The 18,059-nt window shown below is 67.3% G+C and carries 18 protein-coding genes and 2 pseudogenes; 12 read left to right on the top strand and 8 right to left on the bottom strand.

Annotated elements, in window-relative coordinates; all coding sequences use genetic code 11:
• Window positions 1-5: 5 nt before the first annotated feature.
• The gene (locus CLG85_RS06865; protein WP_095883627.1) at window positions 6-1,571 is read right to left on the bottom strand and encodes a hypothetical protein; all 1,566 of its coding nucleotides are present in this window, start codon (window positions 1,569-1,571) and stop codon (window positions 6-8) included.
• A 163-nt stretch (window positions 1,572-1,734) separates the two neighbouring features.
• Entirely contained in the window at window positions 1,735-2,517 is a 783-nt protein-coding gene (locus CLG85_RS06860) for an AraC family transcriptional regulator (protein ID WP_095883628.1), read from the bottom strand.
• A gap of 98 nt (window positions 2,518-2,615) precedes the next feature.
• On the opposite strand from CLG85_RS06860, the gene CLG85_RS06855 reads away from it, so the two are divergent.
• A complete protein-coding gene (locus CLG85_RS06855; RefSeq protein ID WP_095883629.1) occupies window positions 2,616-3,566 on the top strand; it encodes a DMT family transporter in 951 nt (316 codons plus the stop codon).
• 102 nt (window positions 3,567-3,668) lie between these two features.
• On the opposite strand, the gene CLG85_RS06850 is transcribed toward CLG85_RS06855, so the two are convergent.
• From CLG85_RS06850 to CLG85_RS27685, 3 genes and pseudogenes are all read right to left on the bottom strand, one after another.
• Window positions 3,669-4,721 (bottom strand): isopenicillin N synthase family dioxygenase, encoded by a 1,053-nt coding sequence (locus CLG85_RS06850; RefSeq protein WP_095883630.1) that lies wholly within the window; start codon window positions 4,719-4,721, stop codon window positions 3,669-3,671.
• The gene (locus CLG85_RS06845) at window positions 4,718-4,900 is read right to left on the bottom strand and encodes a hypothetical protein (RefSeq protein WP_260348622.1); all 183 of its coding nucleotides are present in this window, start codon (window positions 4,898-4,900) and stop codon (window positions 4,718-4,720) included. The genes CLG85_RS06850 and CLG85_RS06845 overlap by 4 nt, the downstream gene beginning before the upstream one ends.
• Window positions 4,900-5,676 (bottom strand): annotated as a pseudogene (locus tag CLG85_RS27685) (LysR family transcriptional regulator); the annotation flags it as partial. The gene CLG85_RS06845 and the pseudogene CLG85_RS27685, both read right to left, overlap by 1 nt.
• A gap of 189 nt (window positions 5,677-5,865) precedes the next feature.
• Here CLG85_RS27685 and CLG85_RS06835 point away from each other — a divergent pair.
• The 9 genes and pseudogenes from CLG85_RS06835 to CLG85_RS06795 all read left to right on the top strand — a co-directional run bounded on the left by CLG85_RS06835 (window position 5,866) and on the right by CLG85_RS06795 (window position 14,492).
• Window positions 5,866-6,957 (top strand): BMP family ABC transporter substrate-binding protein, encoded by a 1,092-nt coding sequence (locus tag CLG85_RS06835; protein ID WP_095883632.1) that lies wholly within the window; start codon window positions 5,866-5,868, stop codon window positions 6,955-6,957.
• 159 nt (window positions 6,958-7,116) lie between these two features.
• Window positions 7,117-8,514 carry an ABC transporter ATP-binding protein gene (locus tag CLG85_RS06830; RefSeq protein WP_260348620.1) on the top strand — a complete coding sequence of 466 codons (1,398 nt, stop codon included), beginning with the start codon at window positions 7,117-7,119 and terminating at the stop codon, window positions 8,512-8,514.
• The gene (locus CLG85_RS06825) at window positions 8,507-9,568 is read left to right on the top strand and encodes an ABC transporter permease (RefSeq protein WP_260348619.1); all 1,062 of its coding nucleotides are present in this window, start codon (window positions 8,507-8,509) and stop codon (window positions 9,566-9,568) included. Before CLG85_RS06830 ends, CLG85_RS06825 begins: the two co-directional genes overlap by 8 nt.
• Window positions 9,565-9,819, top strand: a pseudogene (locus tag CLG85_RS27680) (ABC transporter permease subunit); the annotation flags it as partial. The gene CLG85_RS06825 and the pseudogene CLG85_RS27680, both read left to right, overlap by 4 nt.
• Before the next feature lie 145 nt (window positions 9,820-9,964).
• Complete coding sequence (locus CLG85_RS06815; protein WP_260348617.1) at window positions 9,965-10,486, top strand: ABC transporter permease; 522 nt, start codon at window positions 9,965-9,967, stop codon at window positions 10,484-10,486.
• 467 nt (window positions 10,487-10,953) lie between these two features.
• Entirely contained in the window at window positions 10,954-12,894 is a 1,941-nt protein-coding gene (locus CLG85_RS06810) for a methyl-accepting chemotaxis protein (protein ID WP_176476684.1), read from the top strand.
• Between the two features lie 325 nt (window positions 12,895-13,219).
• Window positions 13,220-13,900 carry a Crp/Fnr family transcriptional regulator gene (locus CLG85_RS06805; protein ID WP_176476683.1) on the top strand — a complete coding sequence of 227 codons (681 nt, stop codon included), beginning with the start codon at window positions 13,220-13,222 and terminating at the stop codon, window positions 13,898-13,900.
• Window positions 13,901-14,004: 104 nt separating this feature from the next.
• Entirely contained in the window at window positions 14,005-14,301 is a 297-nt protein-coding gene (locus tag CLG85_RS06800) for a hypothetical protein (protein ID WP_095883686.1), read from the top strand.
• Window positions 14,298-14,492, top strand: a complete 195-nt coding sequence (locus CLG85_RS06795; RefSeq protein WP_260348616.1) for a hypothetical protein — start codon at window positions 14,298-14,300, stop codon at window positions 14,490-14,492. Before CLG85_RS06800 ends, CLG85_RS06795 begins: the two co-directional genes overlap by 4 nt.
• A gap of 154 nt (window positions 14,493-14,646) precedes the next feature.
• Here the strand turns inward: CLG85_RS06795 and CLG85_RS06790 are convergent, their stop codons facing one another.
• Window positions 14,647-14,778 carry a hypothetical protein gene (locus CLG85_RS06790; RefSeq protein ID WP_260348615.1) on the bottom strand — a complete coding sequence of 44 codons (132 nt, stop codon included), beginning with the start codon at window positions 14,776-14,778 and terminating at the stop codon, window positions 14,647-14,649.
• A gap of 355 nt (window positions 14,779-15,133) precedes the next feature.
• Here CLG85_RS06790 and CLG85_RS06785 point away from each other — a divergent pair, with 355 nt between their 5' ends.
• The gene (locus tag CLG85_RS06785; protein ID WP_260348614.1) at window positions 15,134-16,024 is read left to right on the top strand and encodes a ribosome-recycling factor; all 891 of its coding nucleotides are present in this window, start codon (window positions 15,134-15,136) and stop codon (window positions 16,022-16,024) included.
• 11 nt (window positions 16,025-16,035) lie between these two features.
• Window positions 16,036-17,094 (top strand): hypothetical protein, encoded by a 1,059-nt coding sequence (locus CLG85_RS06780; protein WP_095883684.1) that lies wholly within the window; start codon window positions 16,036-16,038, stop codon window positions 17,092-17,094.
• A gap of 70 nt (window positions 17,095-17,164) precedes the next feature.
• Here CLG85_RS06780 and CLG85_RS06775 read toward each other — a convergent pair whose 3' ends face one another.
• Window positions 17,165-17,290 (bottom strand): hypothetical protein, encoded by a 126-nt coding sequence (locus CLG85_RS06775; RefSeq protein ID WP_260348613.1) that lies wholly within the window; start codon window positions 17,288-17,290, stop codon window positions 17,165-17,167.
• 215 nt (window positions 17,291-17,505) lie between these two features.
• Window positions 17,506-17,922, bottom strand: a complete 417-nt coding sequence (locus tag CLG85_RS06770; RefSeq protein ID WP_235865482.1) for a tetratricopeptide repeat protein — start codon at window positions 17,920-17,922, stop codon at window positions 17,506-17,508.
• Window positions 17,923-18,059: the final 137 nt, after the last annotated feature.

Here is an 18,059-nt window from a genome sequence, read left to right as displayed (position 1 = left end):
GGGTCCTAAGGGCGGGGCGGCAGAAAGCCCCGCTCCTGCATCATCTGTAGCAGGGCAATGATCGTGGTGGTGCTCAGGTCAACCGATCCCTCGAGACGGAAGCCGAGCCCGCCGCTGCCCATTTCCCGCGGACCGCCGGACCGGAACTGCGGGTCGAGCACACCAAACTCCGCAGGGAGCTCCGGACAAAGCGGGCGGGTCTTCAGCAGGGCATCCACGGCGTCGATGAAGAGCGTTCGCGCGGCTTCGCTGCGCGCCCCCTGCCTGCCCTTGGAAATCACCGGAAGCGGGGGATCGCGTGCCAGGTCGACGAGGTGAAAGACCGCACAATTGCCGGCCACCGAAGCAGAGACCTCGGCGCGCACGTCGACCTCCTCGGAGCGTTCCAGCTCTCCGCGCTGCCAGGCACTGTCCCCGGTCCGCTCGCAGGTGTAGCTGCGTGCCTCGAGCCGGGCGTGGGCGACGAGGGTCGCTCCCTGCGCGAGGGTGTCGATGGCTTGAACCTCGACGCGCGAGCGGCAGTCGTCGACAAGAAGGGCACCCTTGGCAATCTCGGGCAGGCGCATCTGAAGCGCCCGGAGGTCAAGCTCCAGGCCGACGCCGATACGTGTCGGAGTGTTCGGGGTCATCGCGATGTCGACGCGGTAGGGGACAGGCGGGTCGAAGTCTTTCAGCGCGTTTTCGAACCGGAACGACACTGCAGCCTCCGGCAGGTCGGTCAAATCCTCCCCCGCGCCGGGCAGGGCTCCTTTGCGTTGCCAGAGCCCGAGCAGCCCCACCAGCCGCGCCGCATCCGTGGTGACCGTTCCCTCGAGCGCCGCCCCGATGCCGCCCTCGCCGATCTCGACCGCGCCGCCGCTGGAGAAGTCCGGCGACAGGAGCGCCAGCGCGTCGGGCATCTCCGGGCAGACCGGTGCCGCGCGCAGCGCTTCGTTGCCCTGTTCGAGGATGGCCAGCCGGACCTTCTCGGTGATCCCGAAGAGGGTCCCGAGCCCGCCGATGAACCCGCGCGGATCAAGCGCGAGGTCGCGCAGCTCGAATCCCACGCATTCCCCCGTAAGCCCGGCGCCGACAAGCGTGTCGAAATCCACCATCTGCGACCAGAGATGGGCGCCGCGCGCCGCGCTCTCAGTCTCGCCGCCCTTGCAGCGGTAGAGCTCGGCCCGCACCGTGCCGCGCGCGCGCACCGCATCCCCCTCGGCCTGCGCGCTGGTCAACCCGACCGCGAGGCCAAGCCCGCAATCGGGATCGAAACTGCCGGAGACGAGCACCGGCAGGACGCGCTGGATGTCCCGCAGATCGACGGCCGCCCGGACGCCGAGCCGGGTCCCGCTCTGCGGCGCGAGTCCGAGATACGCCCTGAACGGCAGCGCATTGCCCGGCGTTTCGATCGTCTCCGAGAGCGCGAGCGCGAAAGTCCCGGCGTAGAGCGACGGATCGACGGGTGCGGAAGAGACCACCTGTTCGGCGGGCACCTGCAGCTCTTCGCCGCCGCAGCCGGACACCATGGTCAGGAGCAAGACGAGAGCAGCAAGGGCAGAGCTGCCATATCCGATGCCTTTCTGGCCCATGTGCCCCTCCCGGTATCCGGAGACGCTCCCGGTTGCGGGCCCCGGCTCCGGGCAGCAGCATCACACATATTTGGATTTCCGCATAAAGAAATGCCGGAAAGCGCTTGAGTGCTCCGCAGGGGCGCTGCCGGTCTGCCGAGGCATAGGCCGCAGAGACCATGCCCTATCGTCCGATGAACTGCGCGGGGCTGCTGCCAGTGATGCGCCGGAACATGGCGATGAAGGCCGAGGCGGTGCCGTAGCCGAGATCGAGCGCAACACTCTCGACGCTGGCCCCATCCTGCAGCAGCGAGATGCCGCGGACCACGCGCACGCGCTGGCGCCATTCGCTGAGCGACATACCAAGCTCCTGCGTGCAGCGCCGTACCAGAGTCCGCTCGCTCATCCCGAACGCCCGGGCAAGCTGGGCGGTGCTGCGCGGATCGGCCGGCGCGTCGCGCAGCGCCTCGAGCACCGGGGCCAGCCGTGCGTCGGAGGTTTCCGGCACGAAGCTGTCGGCCATGGTGCATGCCGCGATCTCGTCGACCATAACGCGCAGCAGGCGGGACTGCGCCTCGGTATTGGTGAACCGGGAGTCCGCGAGGCTGTCGAGAATGGCGCGCAGGAGCGGGGTCACAAGAAGCGAGCAGGTGCGCTCCGGCATGGCCGCGCAGAGGTCCTCGCTGATATAGGCTGAGAAATGCACCGCCGCGCGGCGGTTGAAGCCGACATGTTCGACGCGGGGCGGGATCCAGAAACCCATGTGCGGTGGTGCGAGCAGGTGTTGCCCCGCGAGCCGCAGCTCGGTGACCCCGCTGAAGGAATAGACGAACTCTCCCCACGGGTGCTGCATCACCGGGTAGGTGGCATTCTCGGGCATGCTCTCGAGCCGGAAATAGATCGGTGCGGGCAGCTGGTCGCGGAACGGCGGGTGGCGCAGGTGCGGAGGGCTCTGGGCAGGGGGCATGGCTGGCGGTCCGGCGCAATCGTTTGGCGTATCCGAGCTATATATATGCTATCCGCCAGACTAGATAGGGCCCATGACTTGCCTGCCTAGGTGCACCCATGAAACGACCCATTGATACCACCGCCATCGCCGTGATGGTCCTGCTGTGCCTGATCTGGGGGCTGCAGCAGAGTGCCATGAAGATCGTCGCGGACTCGGTCGATCCTATGCTGCAGATCGGCCTGCGCTCGGTCTGTGCCGCGTTGCTCGTTCTGGCGCTGAGCCGGGTCTTCCTGCGCGACCGCTGGCACCGCGGGCTCTTCTTCGGGCCCGGTCTGCTTGCGGGCGCGTTATTTGCGCTCGAGTTCCTGCTGGTCGCCGAGGGGCTGCGCTGGACCACGGCCTCGCATATGGCGGTCTTCCTCTATACCGCGCCCATCTTCGCGGCGATCGGTCTGCACGTGGCGCAGCCCGACGAGCGCATGGGGGCGGTGCAATGGGCCGGGGTGGCGATCACCTTTCTCGGCGTTGCCGCGATCTTCGTGCTGCCCGAGCTGCGCGGGCCGGGCGCGGCGCTGACCCCGGGAATGCTTCTCGGCGACATGCTGGGGCTTGGCGCAGGGCTTTGCTGGGGTCTCACCACCGTGGTGATCCGCACCACCCGCGTTTCCGAGGCGCCGCCGGCGCAGACGCTCTTTTACCAGCTTGCGATTGCTGGCGCGGCGGCGCTCGGGTTCTGCGCGCTGACTGGGCGGCTGTCGCTCGAGCCGACGCCCGCGGTGCTTATGAGCCTGTCGTTCCAGACGCTGATCGTCTGCAGCCTCAGCTTTCTCGTCTGGTTCCGCATGCTGCAGATCTACCGTTCGTCGCGGCTCGGGGTGCTGAGCTTCATGACGCCGGTCTTCGGGGTGATCAGCGGCGCGCTGCTGCTTGGCGATGCGCTGACCTCGGAGTTCCTGCTGGGAGGCGCGATGGTGCTCGCGGGGATGATCATCGTGCAGGCGCAGGAATGGATCACCGCCCGCCGCGCGGCACGGGCCGGGCAGGCGCCGCTCTGCGAACAGACCTGACGCGCGGGTTGGACCTGCGTCCGGCGCCCAGCACGAGGCACTGCCGGCATGAACTGGGGGACGGCGCTATGGCGCCGCCCCGGGTGTCGTCAGGATCGGCGTTCAGTCCGCCAGCTCCTTGTTCGGATCGTAATGTGCCAGTGTCTCGGCGAAGCGGCCGTTGATGTAGGCGCCCGAGGTGATCGGCTCGTATTTCGCCGGGTGGTCCGCGTCGATGCAGCTGTCGAGCGGCTGGATCACCGAGTCGTAGCTCGGGCCGAAGAAGAACGGGATCGAGTAGCGCTCGACGCCCGAGCGGTTGATCGCCCGGTGCACGGTCGAGGCAAAGAGATCATTGGTCCAGCGCGCCATCTGGTCGCCGATGTTCACCACGAAATGGCCCGGCAGCGGCGGCGCGCTGATCCAGTCACCCTCGGAGTTCAGCACCTGCAGCGCGCGGATGCGCGGGTCATCCTGTGCGAGGATGGTGAAGCACTCGTAGTCGGAATGCGCGCCGATGCCGATCTGGCGCTCGTCGACCTCGCCCTCCTGCGGCGGGTAGTGCAGCAGGCGCAGCGTCGCGAGGGGCTTTTCCACCAGCGCGTCGAAATGCGCCTCTTCCAGCTCCAGCGACAGCGCGAAGGCGTGCAGCAGCGCGTGCGACAGGCGCAGCATCTCGTCGTAATAGGCGGTCACGTCGGCGCGGAAGGCAGCGTCATCCTCGGGCCACTGGTTCGGGCCGTAGAGTACCTTGCCGGCCAGCACGTCGGGATCGTCCGCCGGCACCTCAAGCGCCATGTCCCAGCTTTCATGCAGGTCCCCGCGCGCGGTGGGGTCGGTATTCTCTTCGAGAAGCGCCGCGTAGCCGCGGTTGTTGCGCGACTTGGCGACGTGGATCTTCAGCTTCTCGGCGTCGGGCAGGGCGAAGTAGCGCCGCGCGGTGGCGAAGGCGCCGTCGATCACCGCCTGCGGCACGCCGTGGTTCTTCACGTAGAAGAAGCCGATCTCGGAACATGCCCGGCGCAGCGCCAGCGCCAGCTCGCGCTTGGCGTCCTCGTCTTCGGTGAAGATCGCTGCGAGGTCGATCACCGGCAGCTTGTCGAAGGGCACGCGCTCGGCGTCGAGGCCGGTGTCCTTGAGCAGGCGCGGGCCGTTTCCGGTGGTGAGTGAGGTCATTCGGTCTCTCCTTTGGAGGTGTCGGGGAAGCACAGCGCCTCCACGAAGTAGCGGGGCCCGGCAAAGTCGAAGCCGGGCTGGAAATAGCTCTTGCAGAAGGCAAGGAAGGCGCGGGTCTTGGGCGCACGTAGCGTGGGTCGGGAACGCGCAGGGTGATGCTGCGCGCCTCGGTCTGCCACTCGGGCAGCACCGGCACGAGATGGCCCTCGCGCACCTCGAGATCGGTGAAGAAGGCGGGCAGCAGCGCCAGCCCGGCACCGGCGACGGCGAAGTATTTCGTCGTCCAGTAGTCGTTGGTGACAATGTCGGCGGGGGGCAGGATCTCGGCGCTGTCGCATCCGTCGCTCAGCCGCCAGGGCATCACGCCCTCGGCATCGCGGTAGATGACCCCCTTGTGGCGCGCCAGATCGGCGACGGTCTGCGGCGTGCCCTGCTCGGCAAGGTAGCGCGGGCTGGCGTAGAGCCCGTAGCGCAGCGTCGCCAGCACCTCGGTACCGGGGCCGGAGGTGTCGTCGAAAGAGAGCACGGCGTCGAAGACCTTCTGGCGGCTGAGGTCAAGGAATACCGAGGGCGCGAAGAACACGAGGTCGAGCTGGATCTTCGGATGCGCGGCGCGGAAGGCCTGCAGCATCTGCGCGTTGAGCGCGGTGCCGAACTCGCCCGAGGCGCCGACCCGCAGCACGCCTGCCGCGTCGTCCTGCATCGAGGCCACCGCGGCGGCGGTGTCGTCGCACAGCGACAGGATGTGCTGGCCGCGTTCGAGCAGCACCCGCCCCGCATCGGTGAGTTCGAGCGCGCGGCCGCGGCGGGCGAAAAGCTCGGCGCCGACCTCCTCCTCGAGTTGCTTCAGCTTCAGGCTGACCGAGGACTTCGGCAAGCCGTGCAACCGTGCCGCAACCGAGACCGAGCCGGTTTCGGCGACCTTGATGAAGGTGCTCAGCGCCTGAAAATTCATCAGCAATCGTCCATATTCTTGGATTCGTATCCGAGGATACAGGTTTTCTGTCCAAATTTCTGAACATGTGGCTTTGGATCAGGCAAGCAAAGCCTGTCGGGATTCGCCGGAATCAAACGCCCCCCGACCCAAAACGCACAAAAAGCACTCAGCCCGCCCGCCGGGCGCCAACAGGGAAAGGAACGCCTCATGATCAAATTGCGCAGCGCATTCGCCACCGGCCTTCTGGCTGCCTCGCTGCCCGTGGCCGCCGGGGCCTTCGAGCTGAAATCCGAACCGAAGATCGCATTCATCTACGCCTCGACCGTTCAGGACGGCGGCTGGAACGAGGCCATCGACAAGGGCCGTGCCGCGGTCTCCGAAGAGCTGGGCCTCGACATCGCGGTGGCCGAGAACATCCCCGAGGAGGCCACTCGCCTGCGCGCCGCGATCGATCTTTACGTGCAGCGCGGCTACAACATCATCGTCGGCACCACCTACGGTTACAGCGAGGCGATGTCCGAGGCGGCGCAGGCCTATCCCGACGTCGCCTTCTTCAATGCCTCGGGCGTGCACAACGGCGAGAACATGGAAAGCTTCTACGCCCGCACCTACGAGGCCTGGTACCTTGCCGGGATCGCCGCGGCGGAGGCCTCGGAAAGCGGCAAGATCGGCATGCTGGCTGGCTTCCCGGTGGGCGTGGTCAACTGGGACGTCAACGGTTTCGCGCGCGGCGCGCAGTCGGTAAAGCCCGGGATCGACACCACCGTGGTCTACACCAACAGCTGGTGGGACCCGGTAAAGGAAGGCCAGGTCTCGGAGGCGATCCTCGACCAGAACGCCGATGTCATCGCCACCGACCTCTCCGCCGCATCGGCGCTGAACGCCGCCGAAGAGCGCGGCGCCGGGGCGATCGGCTACCAGATCGACATGTCGGCAGCGGCGCCCGAGCACATCCTGACCTCGGTGGTGTTCAACTGGGATGCCTATCTCACCCCGCGCATCAAGGCGGTGATCGATGGCAGCTGGGAGCCCGAGGAATGGGGCTGGTTCGAAGGGCTCGAGTCGGGCGTTGTCGACCTCGCCCCCTTCGGCCCCTCGGTCAGCGAAGAGACCAAGGCCAAGATCGCCGAGGCCAAGGCGCAGATCATCGCGGGCGAGCTGCAGCCCTTCGCCGGCCCACTGATGGCGCGTGACGGCGGCGAGGTGGTGGCCGCGGGCGAGGTGCTGCCCGACGACGCGCTCTGGACCATGGACTTCTTCGTCGATGGCATCACCGGGACCATGCCGGCCGGCGAATGAGCTCTGTGCAAGACATGCCCATTGCGCATCCCGGACCGCATGAGGGGCCGGGGCGCGCGCCCGCGCTGCTGCTGCGCGGGATCGACAAGTCCTTCGACGGGCACCGCGCGCTCGACGGGGCGGGCTTCCGCCTCGACTGGGGCGAGGTGCACCGCGCTGGTGGGCGAGAACGGCGCGGGCAAGTCGACGATCATGAACGTGGCGACGGCGGTCTATGCCGCCGATGCGGGCGAGGTGATCGTCGATGGCCGTGACGTGCCGCTGCGCGGTCCCGCCGACGCGATGGCCGCGGGGCTCGGCATGGTGCACCAGCACTTCCGGCTGGTGGGCAGTTTCACCGTGGCCGAGAATGTCGCGCTGTCGCTGCGCGGGGCGGGGCAGAAGGTGAGCGTGGCCGAGGCGGCGCGGCTTCTGGGGGCACGCGCCGCAGAGCTTGGGTTTCGGCTCGATCCCGCCGCGCGCGTGGACGATCTGTCGATCGCCGAGCGGCAGCGTGCCGAGATCCTCAAGGTGCTTCTGCTGGGGGCGGGGATCCTGATCCTCGACGAGCCCACCGCAGTGCTTACCGCCGAGGAGGCACAGGCGCTGCTGTCGCTGGTCCGACGCCTTGCGGGCGAGGGCAGGGCGGTGGTGCTGATCACCCACAAGATGCGCGAGGTTGCCGCTTATTCCGACCGCATCACCGTCATGCGACAGGGTCGCACGGTGCTCGATGCCGCCCCGGCGCAGGGGTTGGCGATGGACGAGGTGGCGCGGCTTGCTGTGGGCGAGATCCCCGCCGCCGCGCCGCGCGTCGCGGCCCGGCCCGGCGCGCCGCTCCTTTCGATTGCGGGGCTTTCCGCCCGTCGCGGCGACGGCAGCCGGGCGCTCGACGGGCTGGCGCTCGAGCTGGCCGAGGGCGAGGTGCTGGGTATTGCCGGTGTCGGCGGCAACGGCCAGTCGGAACTGGTCGAGCTTCTTTCGGGTCTGCGTCGGCCCGAGGCCGGAACGATCCGGCTCGGCGGCACCGATCTCATCGCCGCGTCCCCTGCCGCGCGCCGCGCCGCGGGATTGCGGGTGGTCCCCGCCGACCGCTTTGACAGCGCCATGGCGCCGGGGCTGACCCTCGCCGAGAACCTCGCGTTGACCGGCATCGCCTCGGGCCGTTTCGGCGGGCGCTGGTTGGTCGACGGCCGCAAGATGCGCCGCGAGGCGGAGCGGCTGATCGCCGATCACGAGGTGCGCGGCGGTGGTCCCACGACTCCCGTCTCGCTGCTCTCGGGCGGCAATGCCCAGAAGCTGCTGCTGGCACGCGAGGTCTCGGACGGCGCGCGGCTGCTGGTGGCCCATTCCCCTTCCCGCGGGCTCGACTTGCGCGCGACCCGGGCGGTGCATGGCGCCATCGCCGAGGGCGTGGCGCGCGGCATGGCCTGCCTGCTGATCAGCGAGGACCTCGAAGAGATCATGTCCCTCTCCACCCGCGTCTGCGTCATCAACAATGGCCGGCTCAGCGCCCCGATGCCGGCGTCCGAGGTCACCCCGGACCGGCTCGGCGCGCTTCTGGTGGGCCATGCTTGACGGTGCGCTCCTGGTCCGCCGCCAGAGGGTGCCGCTGCGACTGAGCGCGGCGAGCTATCTCGGCGGCCTCGTCTTCGGGCTGGCGCTGGCGGCGCTGATCCTCGTGCAGCTGGGCGTGCCCGCGGCGGCGCTCTGGCAGGAATTCGTCGTGCAGACCTTCCTGACCTCGCAGGGGCTCGGCCAGACGGTCACCGCGATGATCCCGCTGGTGCTGGTCGGTCTGGGCACGGCGCTGGCGCTGCGGGTGCAGTTCTGGAACATCGGCATCGAGGGCCAGCTCTGGCTCGGCGCCATGGCGGCGACCTGGGTATCGATCCTCGACCTCGGGCCCGAGCCGCTGCGCCTGCCGCTGATGCTGGCGCTCTCGATGCTGGCGGGCGCGCTCTGGATCGCGCTTCCCTTGGCGCTGAAACTCCTGTGGGGCGTGAGCGAGGTGATCTCGACGCTGCTGCTCGGATCCATCGCCTTCTTCTGGGTGCAGCACCAGCTCTTCGGCGCATGGCGCGACGGCACCACGGGCTTTCCCACCTCGCCGACGCTGGACGCCACCGAGCGCCTGCCGCTGCTTGGCTGGGGTCAGGTGCACGCGGGGCTCTGGCTGGCGCTCGCCGCCGTGGTGCTGGCGGCGGCGGTCATCGGGGTGACCCGGCTCGGCTTCTACGCCCGCGCGGTGGGGGCAAACCGCCGCGCGGCGCGGGCGGCAGGACTGCCGGTGCTGCTGACCGTCGCGATCTTCGTGCTGGGCTCGGGGGCGCTCTGCGGGCTCGCGGGGGCGGTGATCGTCACCGGTACCGAGTTCCGCCTCAGCCAGTCGATCGGCGCGGGCTATCTCTTCAGCGGCATCGTCATCGCCTATCTCGCGCGGTCGAACCCGCTGGCGGTGCTGGTGGTGAGCTTCCTGCTGGGCGGGCTCTATACCGCGGGCGGGGTGCTGAAGGTGTTCTACGGGATATCGGAAGCCATGGTCCTGCTGGTGCAGGGCGTGGTGCTGCTCTCGGTGCTCTGCGCGCAGCTCTTCGCCGATTACCGCGTCGTGGCACGGAGGCCGCAATGAGCGATTTCTTCCTCGCATGGCTCACCGTGCTGCCGGGCTACGTGCTGCCGCTGCTGCTGGCCAGTCTCGGCGTGGTGCTCTCGGAGCGGGCCGGGGTGCTGAACCTCTGCCCCGAGGGCTTCATGGCGGTGGGCGCGATGACCGGGGCGCTGTTCTGCCTTTCGGGGCAGGGACCCTGGCTCGGGGTGCTCGGCGGCACTGCCGCGGGGCTCGGTCTCTCGGCGCTCTTCGGTCTTGCCGTGGTGGTCTTCCGTGTCGAGCAGACGCTGGCCGGGCTTGCCACGGTGGCGCTTGGGCTCGGCATCACCGGGGTCCTGGGCCGGGCGCACGTGCAGAAACCCTTCGAGGGGCTGCCACGCCTTTCGGAGAGCGCTTGGGGGGGCGGAACTGCCGCGCTTGCTGGGGCAGCAGACGCTGCTGCTTCCGCTTGCGATCCTGCTGCTGGCGCTGGTCGCCTGGTTCCTTGCCCGCAGCCCCGCCGGCCTGCGCCTGCGGGCGGTGGGCGAGGACCCGGCGGCGGCGGATGTCGCCGGGGTCGACGTGCAACTGGTGCAGCTGGGCGCGGTGCTGGCGAGCGGCGCCTTCGGCGGGCTCGCGGGGGCCTTCCTGTCGGTCGCCTCGGCGCATGTCTGGGTCGAGGGCATGGTGGCGGGCCGCGGCTGGGTGGTGATCGCGCTGGTCATCTTCGCGCGTTGGCGTCCGCTGCGCTGCCTTGGCGCGGCGATCCTCTTCGGCGGGACAGAGGCCATCATGCCGCGGTTGCAGGCGCTGGGGGTCGATTTCCCGCTCTACCTCGGGGCGATGCTGCCCTACGTGCTGACGCTGAGCGTGCTGGTCCTGGCCTCGATGCGCCGAGGCGCACGCAGCGGCGCCCCGGCGGCCCTGGGCTTGAGGTACCTGCGGCAGGACAAGCACTGACCCGCGCCTTGCCCGGTGCGGCGCGTGTTCGAATTTTCGGACCGTGCAGGTTCATGCCGCCGCTGATCCGCTGAGATACCTCTGAAGAGCTCGGACACCCTGGGCACCTATCGGGCCGACAGCGATGCCGGCCCGTATCTTGCTGGCCCGTATCTTGCCGGAATGGTCGCTGGCCGGATGATCAGGTCGATCCTGCAGGGCATGGTCGGCGCCTTCCAGATCCCGCAGCTCTTCCGCTCTGTCAACGCCTGGAAGATCGGCACACGATCGCGGGATCGAGGTTGATTGCGTCACGGCGCCGCTTGTTGCGCACAAACTATCGAAAACTTGGCGCATAGGGCTGCCGGCTTTCATGGTTTCTTAGCCCGCTCGGCATCATCTGAGAGGAGTTCGGCCCCGGAGGCTCCGATATGTCTGATCATTCGGTTTCCCGCCAAGTTTTTCTTGGATTTCTTGGGATCTCTGCAATGACCGTCGCGGTGTTGGCGCTGGCGATCGCCCTGCTGATCAGGCTCGGCTCCGATACGGAACGGCTTGGAACCGAACTGGCGCCGCAGGTCGACGCCGCGATGGAGATCAAGCTCGAGGCCCTGCATGCCCACGTGCTGACCGAGGAAATCATGGGCGGGGATGGTGCGGAGTCGAGCGACAAGGTCTGGCAGCACCTCGAGGCGTCGCGAGACTATGCGCTGACCCTGCTCGAAGGGGGCGAGACGACGGAGGGCCGGTTCTTCGCGTCGGACTCCCCCGAGGTGCGTGCGCGCATCACCGAGGCCCTGACGGAATTCGAAACAGTCTGGACTTTGACCGAACAGCGCTTTGCATCACTCGCCGACCTCCAAGGCGTCGGCAGCGAGGCGGATCGACGGTTCGACGCCCTCTACGATGGCATTGGTGCCGACCTCGCGGAGCTTGCGGGCGCGCAAAGCCATGCGCAGGACATCCAGCTTCAGGCCGCCGTCGGAGAGGCGCGCTACAGGTTGGCCCACGGCCATCTGATCACGGCGGAAATCCTCGGCGGTGATCTTGGCGAGGATTTTTCCGAGGTCACGGAAAGCTTCGCAGCGGCGGGCGCGGCGCTTGCGGATCTTGCCCGGCCCGAGCTGTTCGGCGCGCTCATCGACCGGCTCGGCGACCTCTCGGACATGGCCACGACGCGCTATGAACGCACCCGCGCAGGTGCCGAGGCCAAGGCCCGGGATGACGTCACCTACGACGCTGCCTTTTATGGCTTTCTCGAAAAGGCCGATGAAGCCGAAACCATGGTGCAGTCCTTCATTGCGGCCGAATTGGCCAAGATGAACCGCCTCAGATGGGTCGGAAGCCTCGTCTTCGCCGCTGCAGCCGTGCTGTTCCTTGCGCTCTGCGGATTGGCCTATCGTTTGCTTTCGAAGCGTGTCATCGCCCGGGTCTCCGAATTGACCGGCTGCATCGAACGGGTCGCCGAAGGAGATTTCGAAGCGGCCTTACCGCCTTGGACCTCTCAGGATGAACTCGGGCGGCTGAAGGCGGCCATCGCCTCCTTTCAGCGCGCGCTGCTGCAGCAACGCAACCTCGAGGAGGAAGCCCGCCAGGCGATGCTCCGTGCCGAAGCGCAGGGGGACGAAGCGGAGAAAGCCGCACGCCTGAGCGCGCAGGCCAATGCCCACCTGGGCGAGGTCGGTCGCCTGGTCGGGGATCAGTCCATCAAGTTGATCGAGATATCGCGCAACCTGTCCGAGCGGCAGGAGCAGCAGGCGGAACTGCTGAGCGACATCGCGAAACTCATCGGGAATGTGGAAGGCTCGGCAACCGACACGACGCAGGTCGTCCGCGACGCGATCGACGTCGCGACAAAGGCCACTGGGCTGGTCGAGGAGGGGAACATGCTGGTCGCCCGTGTCGTCAAGGAAGTGGAGAAGATAACTCAAAGCGGCCAAGACGTGGCGGGCTACGTCACGACGATCGAGGAAATCTCGTTCCAGACCAACCTGCTCGCGCTCAACGCGGCGGTCGAGGCGGCGCGGGCAGGCGAGGCGGGCAGGGGCTTTTCGATCGTGGCGCATGAAGTGCGCGACCTGTCTCAGCGGACAGCGCAAGCGGCATCCAGCATTGCCGAGCTGATGACCGCGACCAACGACTACATCCGTACCGGCCGGGATTCGGTCGACAATGCCAAGGGCCAATTGGACCTGATCTGCGAGGCGATCATCAGCCTAGAAAGGCATCTCGATACGGTAGGGCAGTCTTCCATGCACCAGACCGGCGCAGTTCAGGAAGCGTCCACAACTGTGGCAAGTTTCCAGCACAGTTTTGCGGAAACCCAAAAGCTGGCCAATCGCTGCCTCGAAGCCGGTCGTGGCCTGGCCGAGCAGGCCGCAGAGCTCGGTGAAGAAGCGACCGAGGTGGCGAGTCCGCATGCGGCGTGACATTGCGCCCACCATGGGGTGTCGAGGTCACACTTCATCGGCAAATGGGATCATGCACAGGGTCTGAGGGGGCACTCTTCTTTCCTGCAGCCGCGCAAAATCGTCGCCGCGTCGGCATTCACGGGCATGGTTACGATGCCGCGAAGTGCGTCGTGAGCTGGCTCCTTTCTCCGTTGCGCCGAGTGGATCGTCCCATCAAGTCAGCGCACCCAACACCTGGCGCGCGCGCCGGTCTGCGCCGGACGCCAAGACGCTTGATGAAATGCGACGGGTGCGCGACCTTGGGGTGGCCCGGCAGGTGTCATCACGAAGGCGAGGACGTCCAGTGACCGATGATTGCAGTTCCGGACCGGCGCAAGATGTCGTGGCCTCGACCAATCTTCGGTTGATCGAGGCCATGCACGATCTGGGAACGCTCTGGGACGTGGCCGAGGGTACCATGCTCTTCCAGCAGGGCGATCCCGCCGATTGCATCTACACCGTGCTGTCGGGCCGGCTCGAGGTTTCGATCCTGTCGGAGGCCGGCAGGAAAAGCGTGCTGGACATCCTCTCTGCGAACCAGATTTTCGGCGAACTCTCGCTTCTTTCGGGCGCGACGCGAACGGCGACGGTTTCGGCGCTGGAGAAGAGCCGCGTCTTGCGGATCGGGCGCGAGCCGCTGATGCAGGCAATGGCCAGAACCCCGACTCTGGCTATCTGGCTGCTGCAGCTCGTCATCTCGCGCGAGCGGTGGATCAGCAAGCAGCTCGAGACTCTCACCTTCGAACCGCTCGAGGTGCGCCTCGCACGACGGCTTCTCTACCTGAAGGGGGTCATCGGCGACCCGGACGGGCGAATAGCGGTCTCGCAGCACGCGCTGGGGGCGCATGCAGGCGCGACCCGAGAGGCCGTCTCCAAGATCCTCGGAACCTGGAAGTCGATGCAGATCATCGAGATCTACCGGGGCGGCATCGCAATACGCAGGCCGGACCTGCTGGCACAGCGCGCCGAAGACGACTTTTCTTGACGGTTGTGTGAAGCAGTTCACTTACCGGCGCTCCTCTGGCCGGTAGTCCGGTGTCACGGGGCACCGCGCTGGTGCCTCCGATCCCCAGAAGAGAGGAGACTCCAATGTTCCGAGCATTTTGCCTCACCGCCGCCATCGTGGCGTCACCCGCCTTGCCGTCGCTTGCAGACACGGTCAAGACCATGTCGCCGGAGATCGAGGCCCGCCTCGACGAGCTGAGCGGCCACAGGATCCCCAAGCCCACCGTGGTGCTGATCGACGACACTGTCGCCGCCGAATGCGGCACCGCGGCAATGGGCGATTGCGCGGACCTCCAGCCGGCTCGCCTGGGTCCGCCCCGGCGCGGCAATCGCCACCCCAAGACCGGCAAGCCCGCGCTCGTCGCAGGGGATGGGTCGTGAGCAGCTATGCCCGCGTTGCCGGGCTGGCCTTTCTTGCAGCGTCAGGGGCATTCGGTGTTCTGGCGGTCGCACCTCGCGCAACGCCAAGTTTGCCGCAGGCTTCGCATCGCCCGCAATCCGAGGCCGCCTGGGGATGCACGCTCGTCAACGATTGCCTGACGGTGTCGTTCCAGGTCGCCCATGGCAGATAACAATGCTCGTCGCTGTCTGACCCGTGCTGATCCCGTTCTGGACGCTTCACACCCTGCAGGTGCTTGCCAGTGCCCACATGATCTGCAGGGGAGCGGCGGTGCTACCGGGTGCGGTGGCTGAAGACCTGGAGCGGGGCATCGTCACCGCCGAGGGTCACGCAGCGCCGCCCAGGTAGTTGATCACGGTCAGAAGGATGGCGCTTCCGGCGAGCAGCTCAAAGGCCTGTGCACGGAACCAGCGACGGCTTTTCTGCTGTGCGGCGCGCTCGATCTCGGTCCTGATCATGGTGTCTTCCCTCCGTCGCTGACTTGTTACGCTTGCGATACTGGTTACGCTCGAGCCCTACGCTTGCTGTCGTCCGGCTCTGGAACCTGAATACCCTGCCGAGATGGCTGCGGGCAGTCCCGCGGCGGGCTAGCGGCGGACGAAAAGGGACGCGTGGGATAGCGAGTTGGGCTCGGATCGCGTCCGGAGGGAGATCGATCCTATCCCAAAGGAGGGGGCAGCAGCTCTCCTGGGCCCGACGGTTGGCAGACCTCGGACGGATCGTGTATGTGCGAACTGCGGGCTTCATGCATGCCGACCTGCCGTGCAGGGCGGAGTCATCTGTCCGGTGGAGCTAGGGATCAGGAACCGAGACGTGTCGTTATTTTCCATGTGCGGGGTCGTCGTGACTCCAGGGCCCGTCCTCAAGCTTTGCGCGGCAGGCAGCCTCGTTCTGACGCTCGCCGCCTGTGGCGGGGGCGGTGGGGGCGGCGGGACCGAAAGCGCTTCCGGGGGCAATGCGCCGGAGTCCGGGACAGAGATCGACACCCCGGCTTTCGAGACCTATTCCACCGATCACAACGGCTACAGCCGCGTGCGCCTGCAAACCGGGGTCGCGCCCGGGGACGCCGCGATCCTTGCCCAGTTCGACGATGCAGACCCGGCCGACCCAAGCGGCTATCGCAATCTGATCGCCCAGACAGAGGCCCGTTACCTGGACAACATGACGATCGAGGTGATCGCGGAGGTTTCGGGCACGGGCGCGGACGAGAAGGTCGAACGCATCCTGCGCCTGACCGCGGACCAGGCCCCGTTTAACAACGTCGACGGCAAAGGCAACCTGATCGCGTCAGGGCAATATTACTTCCGCGGTGGCGCGGAGGTCTACGCCAGCGTCGACGGTGGCAGCCTGCAGCGCGGCATCGGTGATCTCGAGAACATGGTGGTCGACTTCGACAGCGAAACCGTGACGATCGACCTGCGCACCCCCTATGATCCCGGTGCCGGGTCGGAAATCGAGACCGCCATCCAGGCTTCTGACCTCGCGCTCAACGTGCTGACCGGTGCCTTTGGCGGAACCGTCGAGATGACAACGCGCTCGGCCGACACCGGCGAGATCCTTTCGTCGACAGGGCAGCTCCGGGGCAATCTCAACGGCGACGAGGAAGGGCTTTCGCGGCTCGTCGAAAACATGACGACCTCGGGGCTGTTCACCGTGGGGGGGCGACAGCGATCGCTTCCAGGCGGACGGCGTCTTCTGGGGTAGCCAGCTCAACTATGGGGATTAAGCGCCAGCTCGCGGCGCTACTTCTGGGCGTTCTCACCCTCGGACCGCAGGCGGTGGGGGCACAAGCGACGAACCCCTCGCTGCGCGATCTGACGCAGCTTGTGACGTCCGAGAGGCTGCGCACATTTGCGCTGGCGCGCGGGCTCGCAGCGGGCGGTCCCGACCTCGGCACCGCGCTTGACCTCAAGCAGCTGCTGCGACGGCAGGGCTTCTACATGGACGAGACCGGCTGGCAGCGGCTTGCCGTTGACCAGGCGCTCTATCCGCAGCTCAGCTACGTGCCGAACATGAATGGCGGCTCGCCTCAGGAACGCCTGGAATTCCGCGGGCTGACCTTTCACTTGCGCGACGATCTGGTGGCGCGCGGCGGGCTGGCAGTCGGCGCGACCTACGACGGGCTCCTGCGCTACGGCTGGGACAGCGGGCGGTATCTGCAGCTTCAGGCGCAGCTCGGCGGTCTCTATGCGCCGGGACCGGATCTGGGCAGGACCCGTGCAAGACTGGCTCTTTGCTCGCGCAACCATCTGACCGACTGGCATTTCGTCGATCTGTGTCTGAACCACTACGAGGATCACCGCGATCTGCAGGACGTCACGCGCGATGAGGCAACCGTCAGCGTCAGCACGCTTTTCGAGCGCAGCGCGAGCCGCCATGAGCTAGGGCTGTCGCTGTCCCGGCTGAGCGACGAAGATCGGCTGCGCAGCCTTGCGGAGATCGGGCTCGAGTCGGTCTGGGCCGGCTCGGCGACGCGCCTCTCCTTCGAGTATGGCGCGCCGACCGGGGACGAGACCGGGGCTCTGCTGACCGCGGCGGGCGAAATCCGCTGGCCGGTTGCCGGTCAGGTCGTCGGGCTTGGCCTGTCGCTCTCGCGCTCGCCGGAGACGCAGTTTCTGGGGGAGGACCGACGCGACCACAGCCTCGGCGTGACGGGATTGCTCGCCATCGATGGCAGGCTCGTCCTGACAGCGGCCTACAGCCGGACCAGATCGACCGTGAGCTTTTTCGAGGATGAGGTGATCAGCTTCGGTGTGTCCTACAGCTTTCCCTGACAGGGCAGGCCTCGACCATCACTTGGAGCGGGCAACGGGACATCGCGGCCGCTCTCGCGAGGGTCGAACCTCAGACGGCGACGTAGTTGACGACGCACAGCAGGATCACGGCGCCGATGATCAGCTCGAATGCCTGGGCGCGGAGCCAGCGGCGGGTCTTCTTCTGGGACTCGTGCTCGATTTCAATTTTGCTCATGTCACGCGTCCTCCTAGACCAATGCTCAACCCAATCTGCAAACCTGCAGTCTTTAAACTTGGATTAACTAGATATCCGCGGTTTCGGAGGAACGGCAGTCCCACGGCAGGTTAGGTCCTGGCGCTTTGGGGCGCGTACCTAGTCCGAAGGGCTTGGCCAGGCCTATCCGATCGGATGGCCCGGCCAAGCTGGCACGTGACGTCTTCGGGATTGGATCAGCGCAGGGCTTCGGACAGCGCGCGGCGCGAGGCGGGCGTGGCCATCTGGTCGTGCAGCCTCTGGAACTCTCTTCGGGCCTGCGCTTTCTGCCCCGAGTTCAGATAGGCATAGCCCCGCAGCAGTGCGAGATCGCGGCGCACCACGCCGGTGACGCGTTCGAGCTCGTCAAAATAGGCGATGGCCCGGGCATAATCCCGGCGGTTGTACGCGGCGACCCCGCGCTTATCGAGAATCTGGCTTTCGATCTCGAGCCGTTGCTCAGAAGTGAAATGCGTGGCGGCGGCGACCGCCGCGGCCTCGTCAACCATGTTCAGCCGCAACATAACGAGCGCCTGGCCATAGCTGGCATCGCGGCGGGCCTCGGCGCTCCGCGCGCGGCTGGCGGCGTCCTTGAAATCCGAGAGCGCCTGCATGGGGCGGTCCGCATTCAAGGCGCACCATCCGCGCTGCGCGACGGTCTCCGCGTCGCGCGCGCTGGCGGTCCGGGCAAGGCAGCCTGCCCAATCCCCGCGTTGCGCGGCGCTTCGCGCGCTGGAGAGCGCCGCGGGGG

Origin of the sequence: Alloyangia mangrovi (assembly GCF_002300555.2) — a bacterium.
Taxonomy (GTDB): domain Bacteria; phylum Pseudomonadota; class Alphaproteobacteria; order Rhodobacterales; family Rhodobacteraceae; genus Salipiger; species Salipiger mangrovi.
Note: the sequence above shows the minus strand (reverse complement) of the source record. Positions and strands in the feature narration are given on the sequence as shown.

Bases quoted from the DNA above. Each gene is read 5' to 3' on its own strand.
- CLG85_RS06855 (WP_095883629.1), top strand. From the start codon at position 2,616: ATGAAACGACCCATTGATACCACCGCCATCGCCGTGATGGTCCTGCTG.
- CLG85_RS06825 (WP_260348619.1), top strand. From the start codon at position 8,507: ATGCTTGACGGTGCGCTCCTGGTCCGCCGCCAGAGGGTGCCGCTGCGA.
- CLG85_RS06835 (WP_095883632.1), top strand. From the start codon at position 5,866: ATGATCAAATTGCGCAGCGCATTCGCCACCGGCCTTCTGGCTGCCTCG.
- CLG85_RS06800 (WP_095883686.1), top strand. From the start codon at position 14,005: ATGTTCCGAGCATTTTGCCTCACCGCCGCCATCGTGGCGTCACCCGCC.
- CLG85_RS06790 (WP_260348615.1), bottom strand. From the start codon at position 14,778: ATGATCAGGACCGAGATCGAGCGCGCCGCACAGCAGAAAAGCCGTCGC.
- CLG85_RS06850 (WP_095883630.1), bottom strand. From the start codon at position 4,721: ATGACCTCACTCACCACCGGAAACGGCCCGCGCCTGCTCAAGGACACC.
- CLG85_RS06860 (WP_095883628.1), bottom strand. From the start codon at position 2,517: ATGCCCCCTGCCCAGAGCCCTCCGCACCTGCGCCACCCGCCGTTCCGC.
- CLG85_RS06770 (WP_235865482.1), bottom strand. From the start codon at position 17,922: ATGCAGGCGCTCTCGGATTTCAAGGACGCCGCCAGCCGCGCGCGGAGC.
- CLG85_RS06775 (WP_260348613.1), bottom strand. From the start codon at position 17,290: ATGAGCAAAATTGAAATCGAGCACGAGTCCCAGAAGAAGACCCGCCGC.
- CLG85_RS06810 (WP_176476684.1), top strand. From the start codon at position 10,954: ATGACCGTCGCGGTGTTGGCGCTGGCGATCGCCCTGCTGATCAGGCTC.
- CLG85_RS06780 (WP_095883684.1), top strand. From the start codon at position 16,036: ATGGGGATTAAGCGCCAGCTCGCGGCGCTACTTCTGGGCGTTCTCACC.
- CLG85_RS06865 (WP_095883627.1), bottom strand. From the start codon at position 1,571: ATGGGCCAGAAAGGCATCGGATATGGCAGCTCTGCCCTTGCTGCTCTC.